The following is an 18716-nucleotide window of genomic DNA, read 5'->3' on the forward strand; positions in this document are numbered from 1 at the left end:
CGGATATAGCAAAAAAAATCGCTATATTTCGTGAACCTAAATACGTGATTATATGGAAACTTCGATTTTTGAAGATGCAGTAAAGGCATACGCCAGATATTGCAAGAAGAACGGCTACCTTTTCAGCCAGCCGAACGAAAGTCTGTCCGCCGTAGGACGTAAATACGTCCACTTGGAAAACACGAACGGGAAATTGGGCAAATATGAAATTGCCACAGGAAAGATCATCGCAAAGTAAAAAGTCAGTTTCGATTTTCCGGCTATAACGAAGCCGCAGATATATAATCCCTCGTTTCTATGGAGCGAGGGATTTTTTATGCGCTCCTCAAAGCGCATTTTCAGGATTGGCAGCCCAATCCCTTTTCTTGCAGAATAGCGCTGGGCGCTATCTTTACTTTCTCGAATCTGCCTAATAATTCGTTTACCTCCATTAAAGGCAGTCCTCCAATCGCATCAGTCATTTCGTTCTTCAGGTGCAAAGGTGCTTACGAGGTCTTCACGGACGTACAAGGTCGAGCCTTGAGGTTTGGCAAAAAATCTTCCCTGCGCCCGCTGGTTGCGAGGTATTTTATGCCAAAACCTTGTACGTCCTAACCTCTACACCGAAAAGCCCCTGAAACGAAACGACCGACGCGACCGAAAGACGCATCAAAAAAAATGTCGGATAAACGAGCGGCAGATTAGGATAAGAAACTCACTCCCTCGGCTCTCAAATCCGCATCAAATCGAAAAAAGGAGGTCAAAGATGAAAGCAGTATTGAAAATAGCATTTTGGATGGTTTTGGCGATGTTTGTCAGCAGTATGTTCGGCGGCAGCCTTTGGGCATGGTCGATAGGTCTGTGGCTCTGCAAAGAGGTTGTTTTGGGCATCATCCGCTTTCTGTTCGGGTGCATCATTTTCCTGCTCTCTGCGGTTGCTTTCTTCGGTTTTCTCTTTTGGTTATTAACACTCTAATTACAAAGCATTATGAACGTAACGATTGAAAATTTCTTTTGTCCCTATTGCGACGAAGCAACGGAAGCATATTTCCGGCTGATAAACACCATCCTATTTGCCGAAGACGAAAACAGTTTGCGGCAAGGTATCGAACGACTGAAAGGCCAAATACCGCTCGACGACTATTTCGTGTACGGTTTCGGCGCACATCATCTTTGGGTACACCAGCGCAAGGCCAGCGACCGGACAAAATATTTTGAGTATCGGTTTTTGAAAGCGGAGTTTTAACCCTCAAACGAATAGCACAATGAAAACAGAAATGAATGTAAACGGCGTATCGGTTTGTCCGACAGGAGAAGAACGCCACGAGTATTTTACCCTCACTCTTTCTGCCCGCAAGAAGAAGCGTCTTTGCCAATACGATTACCGGCACACAGACGGCGAATTGTATTCATGCGTGGCTCCGACATTGGAGGATTGCAGGGCTAAACGGGATATATGGTTGAATAATAAATAGACGAAATAATGGAAACTAACGCAGTAAATTACCGGACAATGATAGTAACCTTTGCGGAACCGATCCGCACATTGGATAACTTTTTCGACGACGTGGAAGCATGGGGCGCCGCCTCGCTCAAAGAGTGGATCGACTGCTATGAAAGCACGCGCTTCACGCAGACAGGCGAGCGTATGGCGGTTATCACCTCCGAATACAACATGGAGTGTGTGAAAGAGTGGCTGGAACGCTATATGCCCATCGACAACCTCTTTTCGGCCTAACCCGAAAGAACGCCAACAAAGTATTAACCCACACATTCAGAAGATATGAAACCCATACAGGAATATACCAGAGAAGAGAAATTAGAGGCGATATTGGAATATAGCCCGTGCCGTATAGAGCGTAACGCAGTATTGCGTTACCTCTTGGCCGTGCGTCGGGACAACGCCGAGCAGGTCGCCTATTTCGAGGGCTTCGGCGACAGCGTCCGCAAGATTATCCTTAACGTGCGGACATACGAACGCGGACTGCTTTTCGGCTATACGGCCAAACAATTCGACGAGTACGGATGGATACGCGGGATGCTTCCTATTGTGGAACGTATCGAGTTAGATATACTCAATACAATCCTTATCGGGCAGTCGATAGACGGCACGTATGCCGTAACGGTCAATTGGAGTACGGGCGGCGCAGGCGGCGGCAGTCATCCGTCGGTTTGGGACGAACCGATAACAGACTATAAAGAGGCTGTAAAGCAAGGTATCGCCGAGTTGGAGAAACAGTACGCTTACGCGATGGCGAACAGCTCCGACGGCTGCAACTACAATGCCTCGAAGATACGCAAACTCATGGCGAAACTCAAAGAGGTCAAACGGCAGTATTTAGAACCGAAACAGCTATCCCTGTTCGAGTGTGCATAGCATGACAAAATAAAGACCTCCGACGGCATTGCGCAATCGGAGGTCTTTTTCACGTTTCCCCATCGGGTTATCACAGCTTCAATTTTTCCATATCCGCCCACATCCGGCTCTTTTCCCCTTTGACCGCCGCAAGGTTCTCAAATACGATTTGTTTGGGCAGCACCTTGTGGCAAAAGTAGCTCGAACTGAAATATACGGCGTTCTTTTCCGAGTAGTTTATCCGTTTGTCGAACAGAAGCATCTGCAACTCCCGCTCCTTGAAAAATCGGCACGGTGCGCTGCTGTTCAGCCATAAATTCGTCAGGAGCAGTGCGAACGGCTTGCCCAGCGTGAGGCAGCGTTCCACGATCTGCTGCTTGCGGCTGAACGGCGGATTGGAAACGATGATGTCCCACTGCTGCGGCTCATACTCGAAAAAGTCCTGCCCCGTGAAGATATGCGAATACACGACCTCATATCCGGCCTCTTTCAGTGCGATGACAAATTCGCTGTTTGCGGTATCGAACGGACACCAAATAACCGCATTTCGGGGCAGGTACTTGATAATCGGCAGCACCGCATGACGCGGTGTGTACTGTTCATCACCTTCGGGATTATTCTTACCTCCAGCATATATCATCTACACCTCCTCCTTTTCTTCGTTTTCATTGTTGAAGTCGAACGTGAGCTGCACGCACTGCCCGAAATTGTCCTCGACATAAATGTCGATGGTCTGCTGGTCGGACGATGCGGAGGTATAGTAGAGGCGGAACACCTCGCGGTCGAGCGGATAGCGGTCGTTGGGCAGGAACACCGTGCCGTCGTCCATGCGGAGCGTGCCTTTGCCGTCGGGTTGGAAATAGCGGATTGTGTACCGCGCCTCGTCGTAGCGTCCCTCGCGGCGGAGCGTGCAGCGAATTTCGGCGGTTTCCCCGCGCACGATTTTCGTTTGCACGGGCATCGTTTCGAGGGTGAACGGATATGCCTGCTGAATATCCACCTCGTTATCGCAGGAAGAGAGCAGGCAGGCTATTATCCCGATGAAAAGGGAAAGCCCTAATCTTGAAATATTGATACTTTTGTTCATAACCTAAATTTTACAGTTTTGTTATTCATTGTTTTCTCCTGCACTTTCTTTTGCAGGTGTTCATTGAGGTCTTTGCAGCCTGCATAAACCCCTGAACAGTCTATGACTTTATCTTTGTAGCGGGCACGCAGCGCCTCGATGGTCTTTCGTCCGGCTTCGTCATTGTCCAGATAGCAGTTGATTTTCTTATAGCCGTCCAGATACCGGAATGACTTGGCCAGATTGCCGACCGAATTAAGCACCAGCGCGTCGCTGTCTTTGGTCATTCCGAGCGTCGCGGCGGAGAGGAAGTCGAAGAACCCCTCGAATACGTTGCAGGCATCCGTCGGTGCGTCCTGCCGCGCCACGAGGGAGATGTCCTTCGGGGGTATGCACCCCTTGAACAGCTTGCTGCGGAGTTCCCATCCTCCCGACACGTTCGGAAAGCCGATGGCGAAATAGGGCTTCCCGTGTACACGGTAACTGACCTGCCGACAGTGGCGGGCGGCCACGTCAGCGGGAATGCCCCGCTGCGCGAGATACCCTTTCAACGCATCGTACATCAGTGCCTTTTGTTCGACCTCCTGAAATGCAGGCTCGGCGGCACGCTCCTTTGCTGGTCGCGGCGCGGGGAGCGGCACGAAATTCCCTCCCGTCGTGTCCGAAATATACTTGGCCTGCGTGAGAAAATCCGTGCTGCGGATCAGCTCCCCGGCAAGGGTGAAAATATCCCCTCCACGTCCAGCCCCGAAGTCGAACCAAATATTCCTGTCCGTATTGACCTTGAACGACGGCGTCTTTTCCTCGCGGTAAGGAGCGTTGTACCACAGCTCGTTTCGTTTCTGCGTGGCCGGATGATACCCCAACCGTTGCAGAAAGGTTTCCAAAGGCAACTGCCGCATTTCCTCAATCGTCATAAAAGGCGTCAGTTGATGATGAACTTGACACCAATGCCGTATTGTGTATGGAAATGCCCCGTAGAGCCGCCCCACAAGCAGCGCTCGCGCACGTTCACGAGCAGCGCTATCCGGTCGGTGATGTAGCTTTCCAATTCCAGCGAAATCGCACCCCCGTACACGAAAGCGTCCTTATCCGCGAGGCGCGAGCCGTCGAACAGCACCTTGTCGCCCCAATTCACGGTTTCATATCCGGCGAGCGCCGAACCGCCGAGATAGAGGAAGAAAATCTTTCGCGCGTCGGAGAGGAAATTGTAGTAGAAGCCGCCCTCCGCCGTGAACTGCGCCGAAGGGATGCGGCTCTCCTTATAGGGGTTGTAGCGTTGCAGGTACTCGCCGCCGAACACCCACTTGTTGCCGCCTTTGGTATAGGTCGAGAGCGCCGCCCCGAAATAATACCCCGCGTCGGCACGGTTCGCGTGCGAGTAGAACCCGTCAGCCATGCCCGTTTTCAGCTCGATGCCCCGCATCTTGGGGAGGCATCGTTGGGCGTCTGCCCGCCCCGTAAAGAGGGCGAGCGACGCTACAAGGATGATTAGAAACCGCTTCATCGTTATTTCACTTTGAGTTCGTTAATGACATTCGCCCGCACGAGGTCTTCGTTCTCGACGACGAACGACTGATGACGGCCTCCGTTCTTTTCGTTCAGCTCCACGACCAGACATTTGTCATCGGGGATGGTGAATTTCGCCATTGTGAAGACGGTGCGTTCGTCCGTCTTTCCGGCCACGCGCGTAGCGTAGTTGTGGGCACGCAGCGGGAAGATCACCTGCTCTTGGATTGCCGTGCGCTTGGCGACCTTTTGATCGACGATTTTGAACGTGATAAAGTCCACGTCGAACGGCACATTGGAGCCGTTGCGAATCTGCGTATGGAAATACAGCAGGCCGTTGTGGGTATAGATACCTTTGAGGAGGTACTGAATCCCGAAGCGTTTGCAGCCGATATGCTTCACTTCCCGCTTGTTCTGCTTGTAGATGGACTGCATGATAAGACGCACGAGCATCGGGCTTTCGCTGCCCAGCTCCGAGAGGTAAACCTCCATTGCGTTGTTGGGGCGGTTCACGGCGCTGCCGTCGTGGATGAAGTCGCACATCTCGACATTCAGGAGCAGCGGTTCATCGGCATATTTCACATTGAACGTGTAGAACGAGCCGTCCTCGGTAATGACCGACATGTTGGTTTCCGTCCGGAAATTCCTTACCGTCGCCTTTACGCGGATGACGTTCTCCGCGCCGTCGGCCTTGCCCGCTATCAGGTTGGGCGAACCCAGATCGACGTAGCGCACCGCCGCCGGAAAAATGACGTGGACGGTCTTGTCGTAGGTAACCTCCAGCCCGTGCGGGGGTATCATGCGGTCGAAGGTGAGTTTCTTCGTGAGGCCGTGATAGAGGTCGCCGTCCTGCTCCGAAAGCGGATAGACCTCTTTCTGCAAGGTCAGCCCCTCGGTCGGTTCCGCAGTTTCTTCGGCCTGCACCTGTGCCGCCGCGTTCTGCTCGTTCGTTACTTCCTGCGCGTTTACCGCGCCCATGCCCAGCGTGAGGGCAAACATCATTACAAAATACTTTTTCATTTTACTGTGGATTTAGTGGTTTGTGGGGTTCGGAAACCCCGGTTGTTATTCATTGTTTTTCGTTAATTCTCCGGTTGGTAAAGCATGACTTTATACCCGGCTTTCAGATGCACTTTGACGGTGCGCATCTTCTTTGCGATATATTGGCTCGCGCCCTGAATGACACCTTTCCCCAAATCGGAGGCAAGCTGCGCCCCGGCATCGGTGGAGATGTTGATGCTCGAACCGAGCGACGAACCCATATTGGCGGCCACCTCCTTGACGGCGCTGACCTCCATCGAATTGGGGATGAAGATACCCTCCTGACCGTCGCTGTCGTACACGGCGAGTTCAACGGGAATAATCGTACCCTTATATTCGAGCGAGGTAATCTCCACGCCGAGGCGTTCGCCCTGCACACGTGCCGCTCCCACGACGACCGTATTTCGGGGGATACGTGTTCCGGCTACTTCCATTGGCTCCAGCAGCCGCAGGCGCACGGCCTGCCCGTCGGTGATGGTCTGGTCGGCATGTACGCACGCCGCGATGGTATTCTTATCGTCCGTCTGTACGTTCCCGATAGCCGTGTTGAAACCGTAGTTCCGCTCTCCGCTGTTGGCCGCGATAAACTCCGCGCTGGTCATCGGCTGCGTGAGCGCCGATACTACCTGCGTCGTTACCTGCTGCACGGGCATCGCCAGCGCCTTGCCGTTGCGTGTCGCCCCGTTGCGCTTCTTCTCGGCATACGCCCGCGTGTCATCGCTCGCGGACACCTGTCCCGTGCCGCCCTGTCCTGCGGGCATGTACTTCGCGGCCAGCTCGTAGGACTTTTCCAGCAGGGCGACCTGATCGTCGAGCGACGTGCCGGACGGTTCCGCCTGTCGTGTCATCATTGCCTCCAGCTCCTCGACGCGCTCGCGCAACTCCTCCTTTTCGGGATCGTCGGCGGGCTTCTCGTAGAAACTGCCCAGCGTGCGGTTGATGTCGTGGTAGGCCGACGCGGAAGATTGGATCGTCTGCCGGGAGCTGCCGCCGCCGTGAGAACGGGCGGGCTGCTCCGGTTCGGGGTTCAGCAGGTCGAAGTCGCCGCCCCCGTCCTCCGCGTCTTCCTTGCCGTCCGAAAACAGCGAGGCGAGGTCGTGCATCTGTGAGCGGCGTTCCTGCTGCTTTTCCTCCATCTGCGCCTGCTCGTAGGCGGTACGCTTGTCGGCGATGATGCCCGATTCTGCGGGCAGCGGCATTTCGGTATTGAAGCCGACGCCTTGCTGCTGTTCGGCTTTCTCCTTATCGGAGGGCGCGAAAATCAGCCACATCGACCCCGCGAAAAGCAGCCCCATCAGCGGGTACACGAGCATTTTTTTACGTTTCTGCCGCTGCGCTTCGGTCAGCGGCTTTTCAGGCTTCGCCTCTTTCGGGGAGGCCGTCGGATTTTTGTTCTGTTCCTTCTGTTCCATAATCGTAATACTTATAAAGGTTGATACTGTCCTGCTTTTGGGGCAGGTCTAACTGTTGGATATGTTCGATCTCTATCTGCCGTCCGTTCTCCCTGCCGATTTCGTAGAGCGCCGTCCCGAACGTGAAGAGGGCGCAGGCGGTGAAAAAGGCAAAGATTACGAGGACGACGGCGAGTTTCGTGCGTTGCGGCAGCGCCTCCAGCTTTTGACGCAGCCGTTCGTCCTGCCTGTCCGTCCATGCGTTTACACGCGCGATTATCTTTCTCATGGGCTTATCGTTTCAATGTTTGCAAATCGCGGTTTTCCAGAATGGTGAACCCCTCGATGGTGAACCCGTTGGGGTTGTCGTCCGAACGCGAGGCGTTCAATAGGCGGCACGATGTCCGCAGGCTCCGTTCCGTAACATTACTCTCGCGGATAATCATTTGCCGCGCGTAGGTGCTGACCTCGTAGGGATAGCGGTCGAAATTGCAGACAACAGAATCGACCTGCAACACTTGGTTGATGTTGCCCGCGATGACGCGGTTGTAGTAGCCTTTCTCGGCGAAGTCCACGTAGTAATTGTAGGCGCTTTTGTCCGCCAGCAGCAGGGCACGTTTCACATTGTGTTCGATGGCGCTCTTTTCGGGCGAGAGTGAGAAGAACAACTCGTGAAAGCGGCGGACGTGTTCGCGTGCCTCCGCAGGGCGGTTCTGCGACAAATCCTGCGAGAGCGCGAGCATCAGCGATTTGCCCCCGTCCAGCACATAGATCTTCTCGCGCTGCCGCTCGGCGAAGCGGTAAGCGCTGAAAACCGAATAGACGGAGACGGCGGCGCACAGCGAGATGAAGACGATCCCGAACAGGCGTATCTGCCTGAACGACGTTTCGATATTTTTCAATGACTTAAATTCCATCATGTTACATTTATAGGGTTATTTACGTTTGAATAATTTTCCGGCGGTATGGTTCCATGCAGCCCTGCCCATGCTTGCGCCCGCTCTTCCGGCACGTCCGGCGGCATTACCAACGGCAGCACCCGCCACTCCTCCGGCAAGTCCGGCTCCTCGTCCGGCAAGCTGCGTAACGGCGCGTCCGTAGCTGCCCGAACCTCCGGCTTGGATAATCCACCCGGCGACGGTCGGAATCGTGAAATACCCGATAATGCCGATAATCAGGAACACGATATAGACGCCGTTGGAGGCTTCGAGTGAGAAATTCGGATTGTTCTGCAACTCCGAGATGTCGTTTTGCAGCATCAGCACTTGGATTTTCGCCAATATGGTGCTGAACAGGTCGGCGACGGGAAGCCACAGGTATATCTGCACATAGCGGCATATCCACTGCGTGAGCGTGGAATGAAAGCCGTCCCAGACGGAGATAGCAAAGGCTATCGGGCCGAGGATGGAAAGGACAATCAGAAAGAACGTCCGCAGCGTGTCAATCAGCAGCGCGGCAGCGGCGAACAACAGCTCCAGCACCTCGCGGAAAAAGTCGCGGATGGATTTCTTCATGTTATACATACCGCGTTCGATATACATTCCGGCCATCGTAATCATATCGCCCGGCGACCATCCCAGCTCTTCGAGTTGTCGGTCGAACTCCTCGTTGCTGACAAGGTAGGCCGTTTCGGGGTTGCGCATCATCGCTTCGTATTCGAGCTTGTCTTTCTGTGCCCGGTATTCGTTCATGTCCATCGTCTGCGTTTCGAGCATCCGGTGCGTACCCTGCACGACGGGGCTTAATACCCCGTTAATCGTGCCCAGCACAATGGTCGGAAAGAACATGATACAGAAGCCCACGGCGAAAGGTCGCAACAGGGGATACACGTCGATGGCCTCGGCGCGGGCGAGCGACTGCCACACGCGCACCGCCACATAGAAGAGTGCGCCCAGCCCCGCGATACCTTTTGCCACGCCCGCCATGTCCGCACAGAGGGGCGTCATCTCTTGATAAAGCGAACGCAGGATCGTATGCAGGTTGTCAAATTCGATTGCTAACATCATAATCGTTTCGTTTTGAGGTTACCAATAGCGCTCGCTGCCGTTGCCGTACAAGGCAAGCACCCTGTCCATGTCGTTCTTCTTTTTCGCCCGCAGGTAGCTCACCGAGATATTCTTGTTGGTGTAATAGCTCACGAGGTTGCGGTAACGCTTCATCGAGTTGTAGCACCTGTCCACCACGTCCATGCGCTCCTTGTCGGTCATCGAGAGCGTGGTGATGTTCACCACGTCTTTCATTTCCGTCAGTACGCCGTTGCTTTCCTCCAGCAGTTTGGTATAGCCGAAGGCGATGGCCGAAAGCTCTTCGGGCGTATAATTCTCATCGCGCAGCATTTTCTGGAAGCTGTTCACGTAGATGTCCGATACCTCGCCGACCATCAGGATCACTTCGCGCACCTTGCGGGCGTCTTTGACGAGGTTATTTACCTTTTTCAGTGCGTCGTAATATTTCTTACCCTGTTCGTATATCTTGACGGTTTCCTGAAAATTGCTGACCATATTGGTCGCTGTTTTCGAGGTGTGGATGATGTTCTTCGAGGCATTGATGATGCCCTGCGCAAGATTGCCCGGATCGCTGACAACCCATTGCGCCCGCGCCGTGCCCGCAAGGAGCAGGCACGCGCTGAAAAGTAGGATGATTCTATGTTTCATACTCTTGTGGATTTAGTGGTTTGTTTACTGCTTCTCGCTGGCACGGGTATAGTCGCCGTGCGGCGAGAAGGTCAGCACGTCCGCCGCCTCGTTGTAGGCGATGTCGATGCGGTAGCCCGTGTTGATAAAGAGGTTGCCGTTCTCCTCGCGCAGCAGGTAGGTCGCGGGCTTCAAACGGCGCGAGAGGCCGCTGCGTTTGAATACCGTAACTTTGTAGGCATCGCCCTCGCGGAAAATCAGCACGTCGGGTTTCCCTGCGACGCTTACCCAATTGCCGCACAACTTGCGGCAGTCCGTTTCCTTGACTTCGGTGCAGGCTTGCAGCATCAGAGCCGCCACGCCCACCAGATAGCTGCTCAACGTGAGCAGCCGTTCTTTGCTTATACTCATAACTTTCTTGTTTTAATGATGATTACTGTTTGTTTCTGCGACGCTCGGCCAACTGCCGGATCGCCGCCTCGATGTCCCCGCCCAGCTTCTCGGCCAGCGCGTAAACCTCCATCTTTTCGGTTTCCTCCGTCGTGAACGCCAGATATTCCTCGGCACTCACCTCCGTAGCGTACACCGCCGACTGCGTACCGCCCAGCCCGATCCACACCTCTTTATAGAGCCGCGAGGGGTGGTTGGCCATGTTGATCGAAAGGATTTGCCCCTTTTCCTTGTCGGTCAGTCCCAAAAGCGCCTGTATCGCGTCGAACTTGTTGATATACTTGCGCTGGTCGAGCAGGATTTTGCAATCCGAGTTGTTGATGATACTTTCCTTGACAATCGGCGAGGCGATGATGTCGTCCACCTCCTGCGTAACCACGACGGCCTCGCCGTAGAACTTGCGGACGGTCTTGTACAAATATTTTATGTAGGAGGCCATATTCGCCGAGGCGATGGCCTTCCATGCCTCCTCGATCAATATCATCTTGCGGATGCCTTTAAGCCTGCGCATCTTATTGATGAACAGCTCCATAATGATAATCGTCGTTACCGGAAAGAGGATGGGATGATCCTTAATGGCGTCGATCTCGAAGACGATGAACCGCTTTTGCAGCAGGTCTAACTGCTTGTTGCTGTTCAGCAGGTAGTCGTACTCCCCGCCCCGGTAGTACGGCTCCAGCACATTGAGGAAATTGGCGAGGTCGAAGTCCTTTTCGCGCACCTTTTTCTCCTCCAGCACGGTGCGGTAGTCGCTCCTGACAAATTCGTAAAAGGTGTTGAACGACGGCTCGACGTCCGCCTCCCGCTTGATGCGCTCGATGTAGAGCGCCACAGCATTCGAGAGGGCGACTTCCTCGGAGCGCGTGGCAGGCTCGGTGTCCTTTTTCCACAGCGTGAGCAGCAGCGTTTTGATACTCTCGCGTTTCTCGATGTCGAAGACCTTATCGTCGGTGTAGAACGGATTGAACGCGATGGGGCTTTCGTCCGTATAGGTGAAATAAATCCCGTCCTCGCCTCCGGTCTTGCGGCGGATCATCTCGCACAAACCCTGATAGGAGTTTCCCGTGTCGATCAGTACGACGTGCGTTCCCTGCTCGTAGTATTGCCTTACCATGTGGTTCGTGAAAAAAGACTTTCCCGAACCGCTCGGCCCCAAGATGAACTTGTTGCGGTTGGTTATCACGCCTTTTTTCATCGGCAGGTCGCTGATGTCCAGATGCAGCGGTTTGCCCGTGAGCCTATCGACCATCTTGATGCCGAACGGCGAGAGCGAGGAGCGGTAGTTCGTTTCCTCGGTAAAGAGGCAGACCGCCTGCTCGATGAACGTGTAGAAGCTCTCCTCGGCGGGGAAGTCGCCCGCGCCGCCCGGTATGGCCGCCCAGAACAGCGTCGGGCAGTCCACAGTGTTGTGGCGCGGGGTACATTCCATCGCCGCGAGCTGGCTGCCCGTGTCGTTCTTGATATGCTTCAGCTCCTCGCGGTCGTCTGACCACGCCATGACGTTGAAATGGGCACGCACGGAGGTTAGGCCGAGGCTGTGCGCTTCGTTCAGGTACTCGTCGATCCACTCCTTGTTGATTTGGTTGGAACGCGAGTAGCGCGAAAGCGACTGCATATTGCGGGCGCTTTTCTCGAAACGCTGCAAATTATCCTCGCTGTTGTCGATTAGCAAATACTGATTGTAAATATGGTTACAGGGCAGCAGCAGGCCGACGGGCGAGGCGAACGACAGGCGGCAGTCGCTCCGGTCGGTGGAGAGCTTCTCGTAGCGGGTGTCCGTCGCCACGCCCGACGGCAGGTCTTCCGCGTCGGAAAGCGTGTGCAGGCACAGGATGTTGTCGCCGATGCGCATCTCCTCCGCCGAGAGGGAGATGTCCTGCAAGCAGGCGGTGTTCTCCAATGAAAGAGAAAAGTATTTCTCAACCAATCCCGCACTCGTGGCCGTGCCGGTAATCTCGTCGGAGGTAAGGCGGCGCAGGCGGATGAAGCCGCAGTCGTTCATAATGCGCTCGAACTGCTCCGTCGCCTCGATGAACTTGGCCGCAGCGTCCTTGTCGCGGATCTCCTTCGGAATGATGTGCCCACGGCACAAGGTGCTGAAATTGCTCTGCTGGCGGCTCCGCTCTTTGGTGGTTTTCGTCAGGTACAGGTAGCACGAGTGGTTCAGATACGGGCGCTCGTTGAAATGCCGCTCGAACGAACGCGACAGGAAACTCATGTCGTCCTTTTGCAGCTCCGGGCGGTACTGCTCGCGCACGAACCAATCCTGCTTGTGGACGATGCTGTAATCGGGCAAGACCTTGATGGCCTTGCACCATGCCGAATGGATGGCCTCGTACTCGGCGGAGGTTACGGTGTACAGCTCCGGCAATTCGACCTCGAAGGCCACTGTGATGTCTGCATCTTTCGAGAGGATGCAGCCGTGTTCGACGGCCAGCAGCGGAAATTTCGATTCGAGCGTCGATGCTTTAAGTATGTTTCTCATTCTTCTCTTTTTTACGGGTAAATAATCGGGCGATGCGGCGACGGTTGATCAGGTAGCGCGGGTGGCTGCGCACGGCTCCCAGCTTCATCAGTCCGTGTTCCCCGTACCGGGCGTTCAGGGCGAATGTCTGCCAGACCAGAACGGACGCAGAAATCACCCCGAAGCCGATACAGAACCATTGGTTGATACCAACCATGTACATGATGACGAAGAGGACGAACAGCACGAGCAACCCTCCTGCGAAGATGAAAAGGTATTGTGCCTTTAATCCCTTGAACTCAACCGAGCGGCCGATCCCCTTGTTGATAGGGTACTCTGCCATAACTCGCCGTATTACAGGAAGAATGAACGGAGGATAGTCGCGGCCACGATAAGGAAGATACACGCTCCGAACCACGAAGCGGCGGTTTTCGACGTGTCCGGATCGCCCGACGAAAACTTCCCGTACACCTTGACGCCCCCGATCAGACCGACCACCGCGCCGATGGCGTAGATCAATTTTGTGTCGAGTAGGTCAGCCCCATTGCTGGGGCTTTCCCCTCTAAGAACCGTGCATGAGAGTTTCCCCTCACACGGCTCAAGCAACGCATTACCATTCTTACTGAAGGAATAGTTCTGCCTCATTTCCTACTAATTTTATTAGGGTTAAACTTCTTGTTCTTGCATGAACTGTGTATGAGAATCTTGAACGGTTTGCCGTTGACAGTCTCCTTGATAGTCGTCCATCTTCGTTCATCGTCAATAATCTCTCCACAGATTGGGCAACGCATTTCTTGGTGAATCCAAATCATACGCAGCAGGTCATCAATCTCACGTAGTTGGTTCTCCGTGTTCTTTGACTTGCGCCGTGCATAGTAAGGAGCATCGGCAGGGTCGTATGGATTAGTATTGGTTCTGACACGCACGTACTTCAATATGGGAGTGTCCGCCAGCCTTTTAAGACTTAAAGTCGTTTCCTTACCCGACTTCTTGTTCTTGGTTATAGTGGCGAAGCACCATTCACGTCCATGCAATTGTTTGAAATACCTGTCTTTAATCCAATGTTTGCCCTTTTTCGGATGCCTGCGTCTTGCCCATTGCCAAAGCGTCTTGTACACCTCGTAGTCCACACGTGAGAATGCTTTCGATGATGCCCCGTAACGGTAATAGTTTGCCCATCCGGGAATCATGTGGTTAAGCATCCTTATAAGTGAGGAAGCCTTTGCCGACTTGTTGCTCTTGATTTTCGTACGAACCTTGTCACAGAAATTCTTCATCGCGTCCTTTGACGGCTTAGTCAGAAGTTTTCCGTTTGACTTGTATTCCCTGATGTTGAAGCCGAGGAAATCAAAGCCCTCACTGATATGAGTAATCCTTGTCTTTTCTTCCGACAACATCAGTCCACGTTCTGCCATAAACTGCCGTATAAGGGGCAGGATAACATCCTCAATTGTTTCCTTATCCTTTGCAGTGACAATAAAGTCATCAGCATAGCGCACGAGATTGATTTTGGGCTTAATCCATTTACGTCCGTCTGCGGTAGGTTGCCAATAGGGTTTCACCGCCTTTTGGACAAGGGATTGTAGCCCGTCAAGAGTCATGTTGGCAAGGGTTGGGGAGATTATGCCTCCTTGTGGAGTTCCCTCCTCGGTCGGAAAAAGACTTCCATTGAATACATAACCACTTTTGAGCCATTTTCTCAGCACCCCCTTATCCATAGGGATATTGTTAAGAAGCCATTCATGGCTGATGTGGTCGAAGCATCCTTTGATGTCTCCCTCCAAAATCCATTTGGGGGCAACATCCCTTGAAAGGACATTGTGACACTGGGCTATTGCATCTTGGCAGCTGCGATATTTACGGAAGCCGTAGGAGTGTTGGTCGCCTGTCGTTTCCGCAATAGGGTCGAGAGCCATCAGATAGAGAGCCTGCATCGCACGGTCTTTCATCGTAGGGATTCCCAAGGGGCGTTTCTTCCCGTTCTTCTTCGGTATTTCCACACGGCGCAGGGGCATCGGTTGATAGCCACGGCGTTTGAGTGTGTCAATAGCTTTGACTTTTGCCGCATCGGACGACCACCTTACATGGTCAACTCCTGCGGTGTCTTTACCCTTATTAGTAGTAACCCGGACTACGGCAAGATAGCGACCGTAGAACGAGTGGGTCAACAGCCATTGCAAGGACTTGACCTTGCCGTGTCTGCCTTCCCTTTGAGCCTTTACAATACGTGCTTGCAGCTTCCGAACATACTCCTCTGCCTTGTGTCGGTCAATGCTTTTCCAACGTTCGGTATCAGAGAGGACCATATTTTCAGGCGCACACTTTTCTTTCGATTTGTTCATTTGCTTTCCTTTCTTTAGAAGTTCTATAAGTTTATTGTAAAGAGTTACCTTGTGGAAGTGGGCACACTTTCGTGTCGGATGATGTGGCTCCCTGCCATACATGGCAATGAGGTCAATCCGTATCCGCTCCATTACAGAGCGGCATTCGCTTTTTCCACGTTCCTATACCCGCACCCCATATAGGCTTGCCTTGCGGCTCGCTTACCTCCTCAAAGAGGGGGAGAGATACGGGCTTACCACGTTCCATGCAAGTGACGATAATGGGTTAGGTCTGTCCTATCCACCGGCAGTCATTATGTCCGTGCAACCCCACCTGGACAGGGAGTTGACCGACTGCGCACCTTTTGGTTCAAGCCTACAGCCTCGCTTTTGGAGCGAAGCCCTCAACATCATTTGGCTTGTTCTTCGTAACGATGTTTATCGGACATTCACATTGGTTGACCATACCATCAAGTCTCGCCCCTCGGCAGAACGATGTTATCTGCCTTAACCTCCACTCACGCTTCGGTCTATTCCTTTCGGAAAGGGTACTTTGTCAGAGCAGCTTCGCACAAAGAGATTACTCGCAATGCACGTACTCTCAGACTACTGCAAACGGAATTGCAGGTGTAATCAATGAATTAAATCATAGTCACACAATCACTTACACGGCTTTTACGTGTCACACGGCCGGGTCGAAATAGCTGGTTACCATACTTGTAGCCTCGTTGATACCGCTAAGGCCGTTGCCCTGTGCAAAGGCCGAAGATGCAGCCAGAAGAAGGGCTGCCGAGAAAAGAAGATGTTTCTTATTCATAAATTGTTTCGGATTGTGCCGGACGGTTGGATAGGCCGCCCGGCGGGTTGATACTGATTTTTTACTCTGTGGATTTAGTGGTCTGCATTTTCGGGGGTGCAGCTACCCATACTCTTTTTCTTTCATTGTTCGTTACTCTTTTAATCGTTATACAAAATCCCGAATGTCGAAGCCTGCAAAGCCGTCCGGCATTTCGGCTATGGTTTGGGGCTGGGCTGCCACAGCAGGCGGCGGACTTAAATAGTAGTCCATCAACCCCGAAATTTTCTCCCCGATGTCGGCGGAGCCGCTGACCAATCGGTCGAAAAGCTCCGTACCTCCAATCTGGCCGAAAACCTGTCCCGCCAGCCTGCGTTCGGCATCCGAGGCCGAGGCGTTGCCTGCGGTCTTCACCGCTTCGGCAATCTCCTCGAAGCTCGCACCCGAAGCGTATCCCTGACGGCCTGCGGCCAGCGGCATTTCCTCCTCGTCCTCCGGATAGTCGTCGTCCTCGTATTCGAGCGGAACGTCGGGAATTTCCAGATGCTCGAAAGCCTCGTCCAGCTTCTCGTCGGGAATGCGTGCCGAGGGGCTGTTTGCGGTTTCGGGGGCAAATGTAGGCGCATTTTCCATCGGTTTTTCACTTTCCGATTCCGTGGCAGCGTGTGGCGTCGGAATGGCAGTGTTTGGCGTTTTCGGCATCCGAAAGGTGCTTTTGCCTACAATGTCCATCGGCTCCTGCGGCCTTTCCGTCGGGAGCGCGGACGTACCCGACGGGGACTTTCCCGCCTCGCGTTTCTCCCAGCAGAGGTAGGCGGCCAGCCATACCCCGTAGCCGACAAGAAGGCATACTAACAGCGTTTCCATAGGTCAAAAGATAGATTGGTTATGTTCATTATACAATTCTGTTATCTCACTCTGAAAAGAGGAGAAATGATGCGCCAGCACGTTGTCGATGTAGCTAAATAGCGACACTTCGTCCTTGCCGATTACCCGCAAAATAAGCTGTATGCGTTCGTGATACTCTTTGCGGATATAAACTGTCTTGCCCATCCTTGCAGGTATAGTCGCTTCTTTGAGAAAGAGCGCCCCGTAATCCTGCTCTTTACTTCTGTTTTTTCGGCGGCGAGGCTCCTCCCGCTGCTCTTCCGGCGGCATGGGTTCGGGAACTGCCGTTTCCGCGTCGGTCGAGCTTTCCGTCGCCCGTGCTGCGGGCGGGATTGTCAGGTCGTCCTGCCGGAACGAGTTGATGATGAAATTCTCATCTATCCCTTCGATATTCGTTTTTTTCGCCATGTTCCTATCGCTTTATGATTTTCAGAATTTCATCGACAAGCGCATTGAGGTTACTGCCCCGCACGAGAGTTTTATCCGCCGGAAAGAGCGTCGAGCGGAATACCGCCTTGCGTTCCGTGGCGGCCTCCTTGCGAAACCGCTTGCTGTCCGGCAGGTAAGTTTGCAGGATCGGAAGTGCCAGCTCCGCACAGATTTTCTCGTAGGCAGCGTAAAGCTCCGTTTTCTCCCGTCCGTCCACCATGTTCCACACCAGATACAACCCTTTGATATTGGTTTTCCCCGTGCTTATCATGTGTTCGTTGATAACGGCGGCGAACTGCATGGAGCTTGTCATAACAACACGGTCAGCAGCGATGGGACAGAAGATATAGTCCATCGAGGCGATGGTCTTTACCACACTCGGATTGTTGATCGTTCCCGGCAGGTCGAAAAAAACGAAATCCAGAGGCGCTCCCGAATCGGTAAGCCGTGCTGCGGCATCCGGTGCATCGTCCGGTTTGCTGCACAGCACCGGATAGGCTTTCTTGTCGAGACGCTTGAATTGCTCGTAGGCCAGCGCTTTGTAATGGTCGTCTTTCATCGTCATATCCATATCGCGCTTACGCATATCGTGGATGCTGTACTGCGGAAAGTCGCAATCGACAACTGCCACGTTGTAACCTTTGACATAGTGCAGGTAGCTTGCGACCAGCACCGTGAGCGTTGTTTTTCCGGCTCCTCCTTTCTGCGTGGAGAAAGCTACATAAATTGGTTCGTTCATACTGACATACATTTTAATCGTTATACATTGGTTTATCCGTTGCTTCAAACATTTGTCCTTCCGTCGTTACCAACCGACGGACGTTTCTATCCCTGTACGTTGGTTTGTTTTGCCCAACAGCCCAACATTGGTTGGTTGCGACATTGGTACATCGGTTCTTATTTGCCGCCGCACCGACGTATGCAGGTTGTGCCGTCGGTTCATTCGTTTGTCGGTTCTTTAATACCGACAAACATTTCTACCTACCATCCGCCCGCCATACCTTCCGACGTTGGTTCGTACCGCAAATAAACAAGGAAAAAATATCGCTTGTATCGGCTGCGGCGCAGGTGGCAGCTTGTGGCGTCGAGATGGCAGCCTTTGGCGTTTTCGGCCTCTGAAATCCGGCTCCGAAAGCCTCTACATTTGCACCCAAGCGACAGGGCGCACCACGCGGCTTCATGCTGCGGTCGGATCGGTTCCTCCCGCAATCCGTCTTCGGACGGATTTTTATGTTCTCCAGAACATAGCAAGGTGTGTATCGAGTAACTCGATACTTTTCGGGTTACTCCCGAAAACCTTGCCCTTGCAGGGGGCTGGGCTGTCCCTCCGAAGTCGGGCAGCCAGAAAACGGAACCTGCGGTAGGCATCCGCGTGGTGGCTTATGTCGCGCAA

Annotated in this window: 25 protein-coding genes and 2 pseudogenes; 7 read left to right on the forward strand and 20 right to left on the reverse strand. The window is 53.4% G+C overall.

The genetic code is table 11. The features are described from left to right. Positions 1-52 precede the first annotated feature (52 nt). The 6 genes from BQ7394_RS08450 (at position 53) to BQ7394_RS08475 (ending at position 2356) form a co-directional block, all read left to right on the forward strand. A complete protein-coding gene (locus BQ7394_RS08450) occupies positions 53-238 on the forward strand; it encodes a hypothetical protein (RefSeq protein ID WP_075557050.1) in 186 nt (61 codons plus the stop codon). A gap of 507 nt (positions 239-745) precedes the next feature. After that, positions 746-955, forward strand: coding sequence for a hypothetical protein (locus BQ7394_RS08455; protein WP_075557051.1), 210 nt, complete (start codon positions 746-748; stop codon positions 953-955). A gap of 12 nt (positions 956-967) precedes the next feature. Continuing rightward, a complete protein-coding gene (locus tag BQ7394_RS08460) occupies positions 968-1225 on the forward strand; it encodes a hypothetical protein (RefSeq protein ID WP_075557052.1) in 258 nt (85 codons plus the stop codon). Positions 1226-1244: 19 nt separating this feature from the next. Then, positions 1245-1454 carry a DUF3873 family protein gene (locus BQ7394_RS08465; RefSeq protein WP_075557053.1) on the forward strand — a complete coding sequence of 70 codons (210 nt, stop codon included), beginning with the start codon at positions 1245-1247 and terminating at the stop codon, positions 1452-1454. An 8-nt stretch (positions 1455-1462) separates the two neighbouring features. Further along, positions 1463-1717, forward strand: a complete 255-nt coding sequence (locus tag BQ7394_RS08470) for a DUF6956 domain-containing protein (protein ID WP_075557054.1) — start codon at positions 1463-1465, stop codon at positions 1715-1717. A gap of 45 nt (positions 1718-1762) precedes the next feature. Next, positions 1763-2356 (forward strand): hypothetical protein, encoded by a 594-nt coding sequence (locus BQ7394_RS08475; RefSeq protein ID WP_075557055.1) that lies wholly within the window; start codon positions 1763-1765, stop codon positions 2354-2356. Between the two features lie 70 nt (positions 2357-2426). Here BQ7394_RS08475 and BQ7394_RS08480 read toward each other — a convergent pair whose 3' ends face one another. The 20 genes and pseudogenes from BQ7394_RS08480 to BQ7394_RS08575 form a co-directional block, all read right to left on the reverse strand. Then, positions 2427-2975 carry a tRNA (adenine-N(6)-)-methyltransferase gene (locus tag BQ7394_RS08480; protein WP_075557056.1) on the reverse strand — a complete coding sequence of 183 codons (549 nt, stop codon included), beginning with the start codon at positions 2973-2975 and terminating at the stop codon, positions 2427-2429. Next, positions 2976-3422 carry a DUF3872 domain-containing protein gene (locus BQ7394_RS08485; RefSeq protein ID WP_075557057.1) on the reverse strand — a complete coding sequence of 149 codons (447 nt, stop codon included), beginning with the start codon at positions 3420-3422 and terminating at the stop codon, positions 2976-2978. It lies immediately after the preceding gene. Beyond that, entirely contained in the window at positions 3419-4318 is a 900-nt protein-coding gene (locus tag BQ7394_RS08490; RefSeq protein ID WP_075557058.1) for a toprim domain-containing protein, read from the reverse strand. The genes BQ7394_RS08485 and BQ7394_RS08490 overlap by 4 nt, the downstream gene beginning before the upstream one ends. Before the next feature lie 8 nt (positions 4319-4326). Beyond that, positions 4327-4908 carry a conjugal transfer protein TraO gene (locus tag BQ7394_RS08495; protein WP_075557059.1) on the reverse strand — a complete coding sequence of 194 codons (582 nt, stop codon included), beginning with the start codon at positions 4906-4908 and terminating at the stop codon, positions 4327-4329. A 2-nt stretch (positions 4909-4910) separates the two neighbouring features. After that, the gene (traN, locus tag BQ7394_RS08500) at positions 4911-5930 is read right to left on the reverse strand and encodes a conjugative transposon protein TraN (RefSeq protein ID WP_075557060.1); all 1020 of its coding nucleotides are present in this window, start codon (positions 5928-5930) and stop codon (positions 4911-4913) included. Between the two features lie 62 nt (positions 5931-5992). Beyond that, positions 5993-7363 (reverse strand): conjugative transposon protein TraM, encoded by a 1371-nt coding sequence (gene traM / locus BQ7394_RS08505; RefSeq protein ID WP_075557061.1) that lies wholly within the window; start codon positions 7361-7363, stop codon positions 5993-5995. Beyond that, positions 7305-7631 carry a TraL conjugative transposon family protein gene (locus BQ7394_RS08510; protein WP_075557062.1) on the reverse strand — a complete coding sequence of 109 codons (327 nt, stop codon included), beginning with the start codon at positions 7629-7631 and terminating at the stop codon, positions 7305-7307. Before BQ7394_RS08510 ends, traM begins: the two co-directional genes overlap by 59 nt. A gap of 4 nt (positions 7632-7635) precedes the next feature. Then, entirely contained in the window at positions 7636-8259 is a 624-nt protein-coding gene (gene traK / locus BQ7394_RS08515) for a conjugative transposon protein TraK (protein WP_075559933.1), read from the reverse strand. 18 nt (positions 8260-8277) lie between these two features. Further along, positions 8278-9336: a conjugative transposon protein TraJ gene (gene traJ, locus BQ7394_RS08520; protein WP_075559934.1), complete on the reverse strand. Its 1059-nt coding sequence runs from the start codon at positions 9334-9336 to the stop codon at positions 8278-8280. A 30-nt stretch (positions 9337-9366) separates the two neighbouring features. Continuing rightward, positions 9367-9996 (reverse strand): DUF4141 domain-containing protein, encoded by a 630-nt coding sequence (locus tag BQ7394_RS08525; protein ID WP_075557063.1) that lies wholly within the window; start codon positions 9994-9996, stop codon positions 9367-9369. 24 nt (positions 9997-10020) lie between these two features. Continuing rightward, positions 10021-10386, reverse strand: coding sequence for a DUF3876 domain-containing protein (locus BQ7394_RS08530; protein ID WP_075557064.1), 366 nt, complete (start codon positions 10384-10386; stop codon positions 10021-10023). A 22-nt stretch (positions 10387-10408) separates the two neighbouring features. Then, on the reverse strand, positions 10409-12910 hold the full coding sequence (locus tag BQ7394_RS08535; RefSeq protein ID WP_075557065.1) for a TraG family conjugative transposon ATPase: 2502 nt from the start codon (positions 12908-12910) through the stop codon (positions 10409-10411). Further along, positions 12894-13232 carry a DUF4133 domain-containing protein gene (locus tag BQ7394_RS08540; RefSeq protein ID WP_075557066.1) on the reverse strand — a complete coding sequence of 113 codons (339 nt, stop codon included), beginning with the start codon at positions 13230-13232 and terminating at the stop codon, positions 12894-12896. Before BQ7394_RS08540 ends, BQ7394_RS08535 begins: the two co-directional genes overlap by 17 nt. 11 nt (positions 13233-13243) lie before the next feature. Further along, positions 13244-13414: pseudogene (locus BQ7394_RS26080) on the reverse strand (DUF4134 domain-containing protein); the annotation flags it as partial. A 116-nt stretch (positions 13415-13530) separates the two neighbouring features. Continuing rightward, positions 13531-15231 (reverse strand): group II intron reverse transcriptase/maturase, encoded by a 1701-nt coding sequence (gene ltrA / locus BQ7394_RS08550; protein ID WP_075555540.1) that lies wholly within the window; start codon positions 15229-15231, stop codon positions 13531-13533. Positions 15232-15343: 112 nt separating this feature from the next. Next, complete coding sequence (locus BQ7394_RS26450; RefSeq protein WP_262497509.1) at positions 15344-15478, reverse strand: hypothetical protein; 135 nt, start codon at positions 15476-15478, stop codon at positions 15344-15346. Positions 15479-15898: 420 nt separating this feature from the next. Continuing rightward, a pseudogene (locus tag BQ7394_RS08560) lies at positions 15899-16027 on the reverse strand (DUF4134 family protein); the annotation flags it as partial. Between the two features lie 147 nt (positions 16028-16174). Continuing rightward, positions 16175-16873, reverse strand: coding sequence for a conjugal transfer protein TraD (locus BQ7394_RS08565; RefSeq protein WP_075557067.1), 699 nt, complete (start codon positions 16871-16873; stop codon positions 16175-16177). 3 nt (positions 16874-16876) lie between these two features. Next, positions 16877-17302, reverse strand: coding sequence for a DUF3408 domain-containing protein (locus BQ7394_RS08570; protein WP_075557068.1), 426 nt, complete (start codon positions 17300-17302; stop codon positions 16877-16879). A 4-nt stretch (positions 17303-17306) separates the two neighbouring features. Next, on the reverse strand, positions 17307-18062 hold the full coding sequence (locus BQ7394_RS08575) for a ParA family protein (RefSeq protein WP_075559936.1): 756 nt from the start codon (positions 18060-18062) through the stop codon (positions 17307-17309). Positions 18063-18205: 143 nt separating this feature from the next. On the opposite strand from BQ7394_RS08575, the gene BQ7394_RS25665 reads away from it, so the two are divergent. Next, positions 18206-18442, forward strand: a complete 237-nt coding sequence (locus tag BQ7394_RS25665) for a hypothetical protein (protein WP_161951786.1) — start codon at positions 18206-18208, stop codon at positions 18440-18442. Positions 18443-18716 lie beyond the last annotated feature (274 nt).

It is taken from the genome of Parabacteroides timonensis, from assembly GCF_900128505.1.
Taxonomy (GTDB): domain Bacteria; phylum Bacteroidota; class Bacteroidia; order Bacteroidales; family Tannerellaceae; genus Parabacteroides; species Parabacteroides timonensis.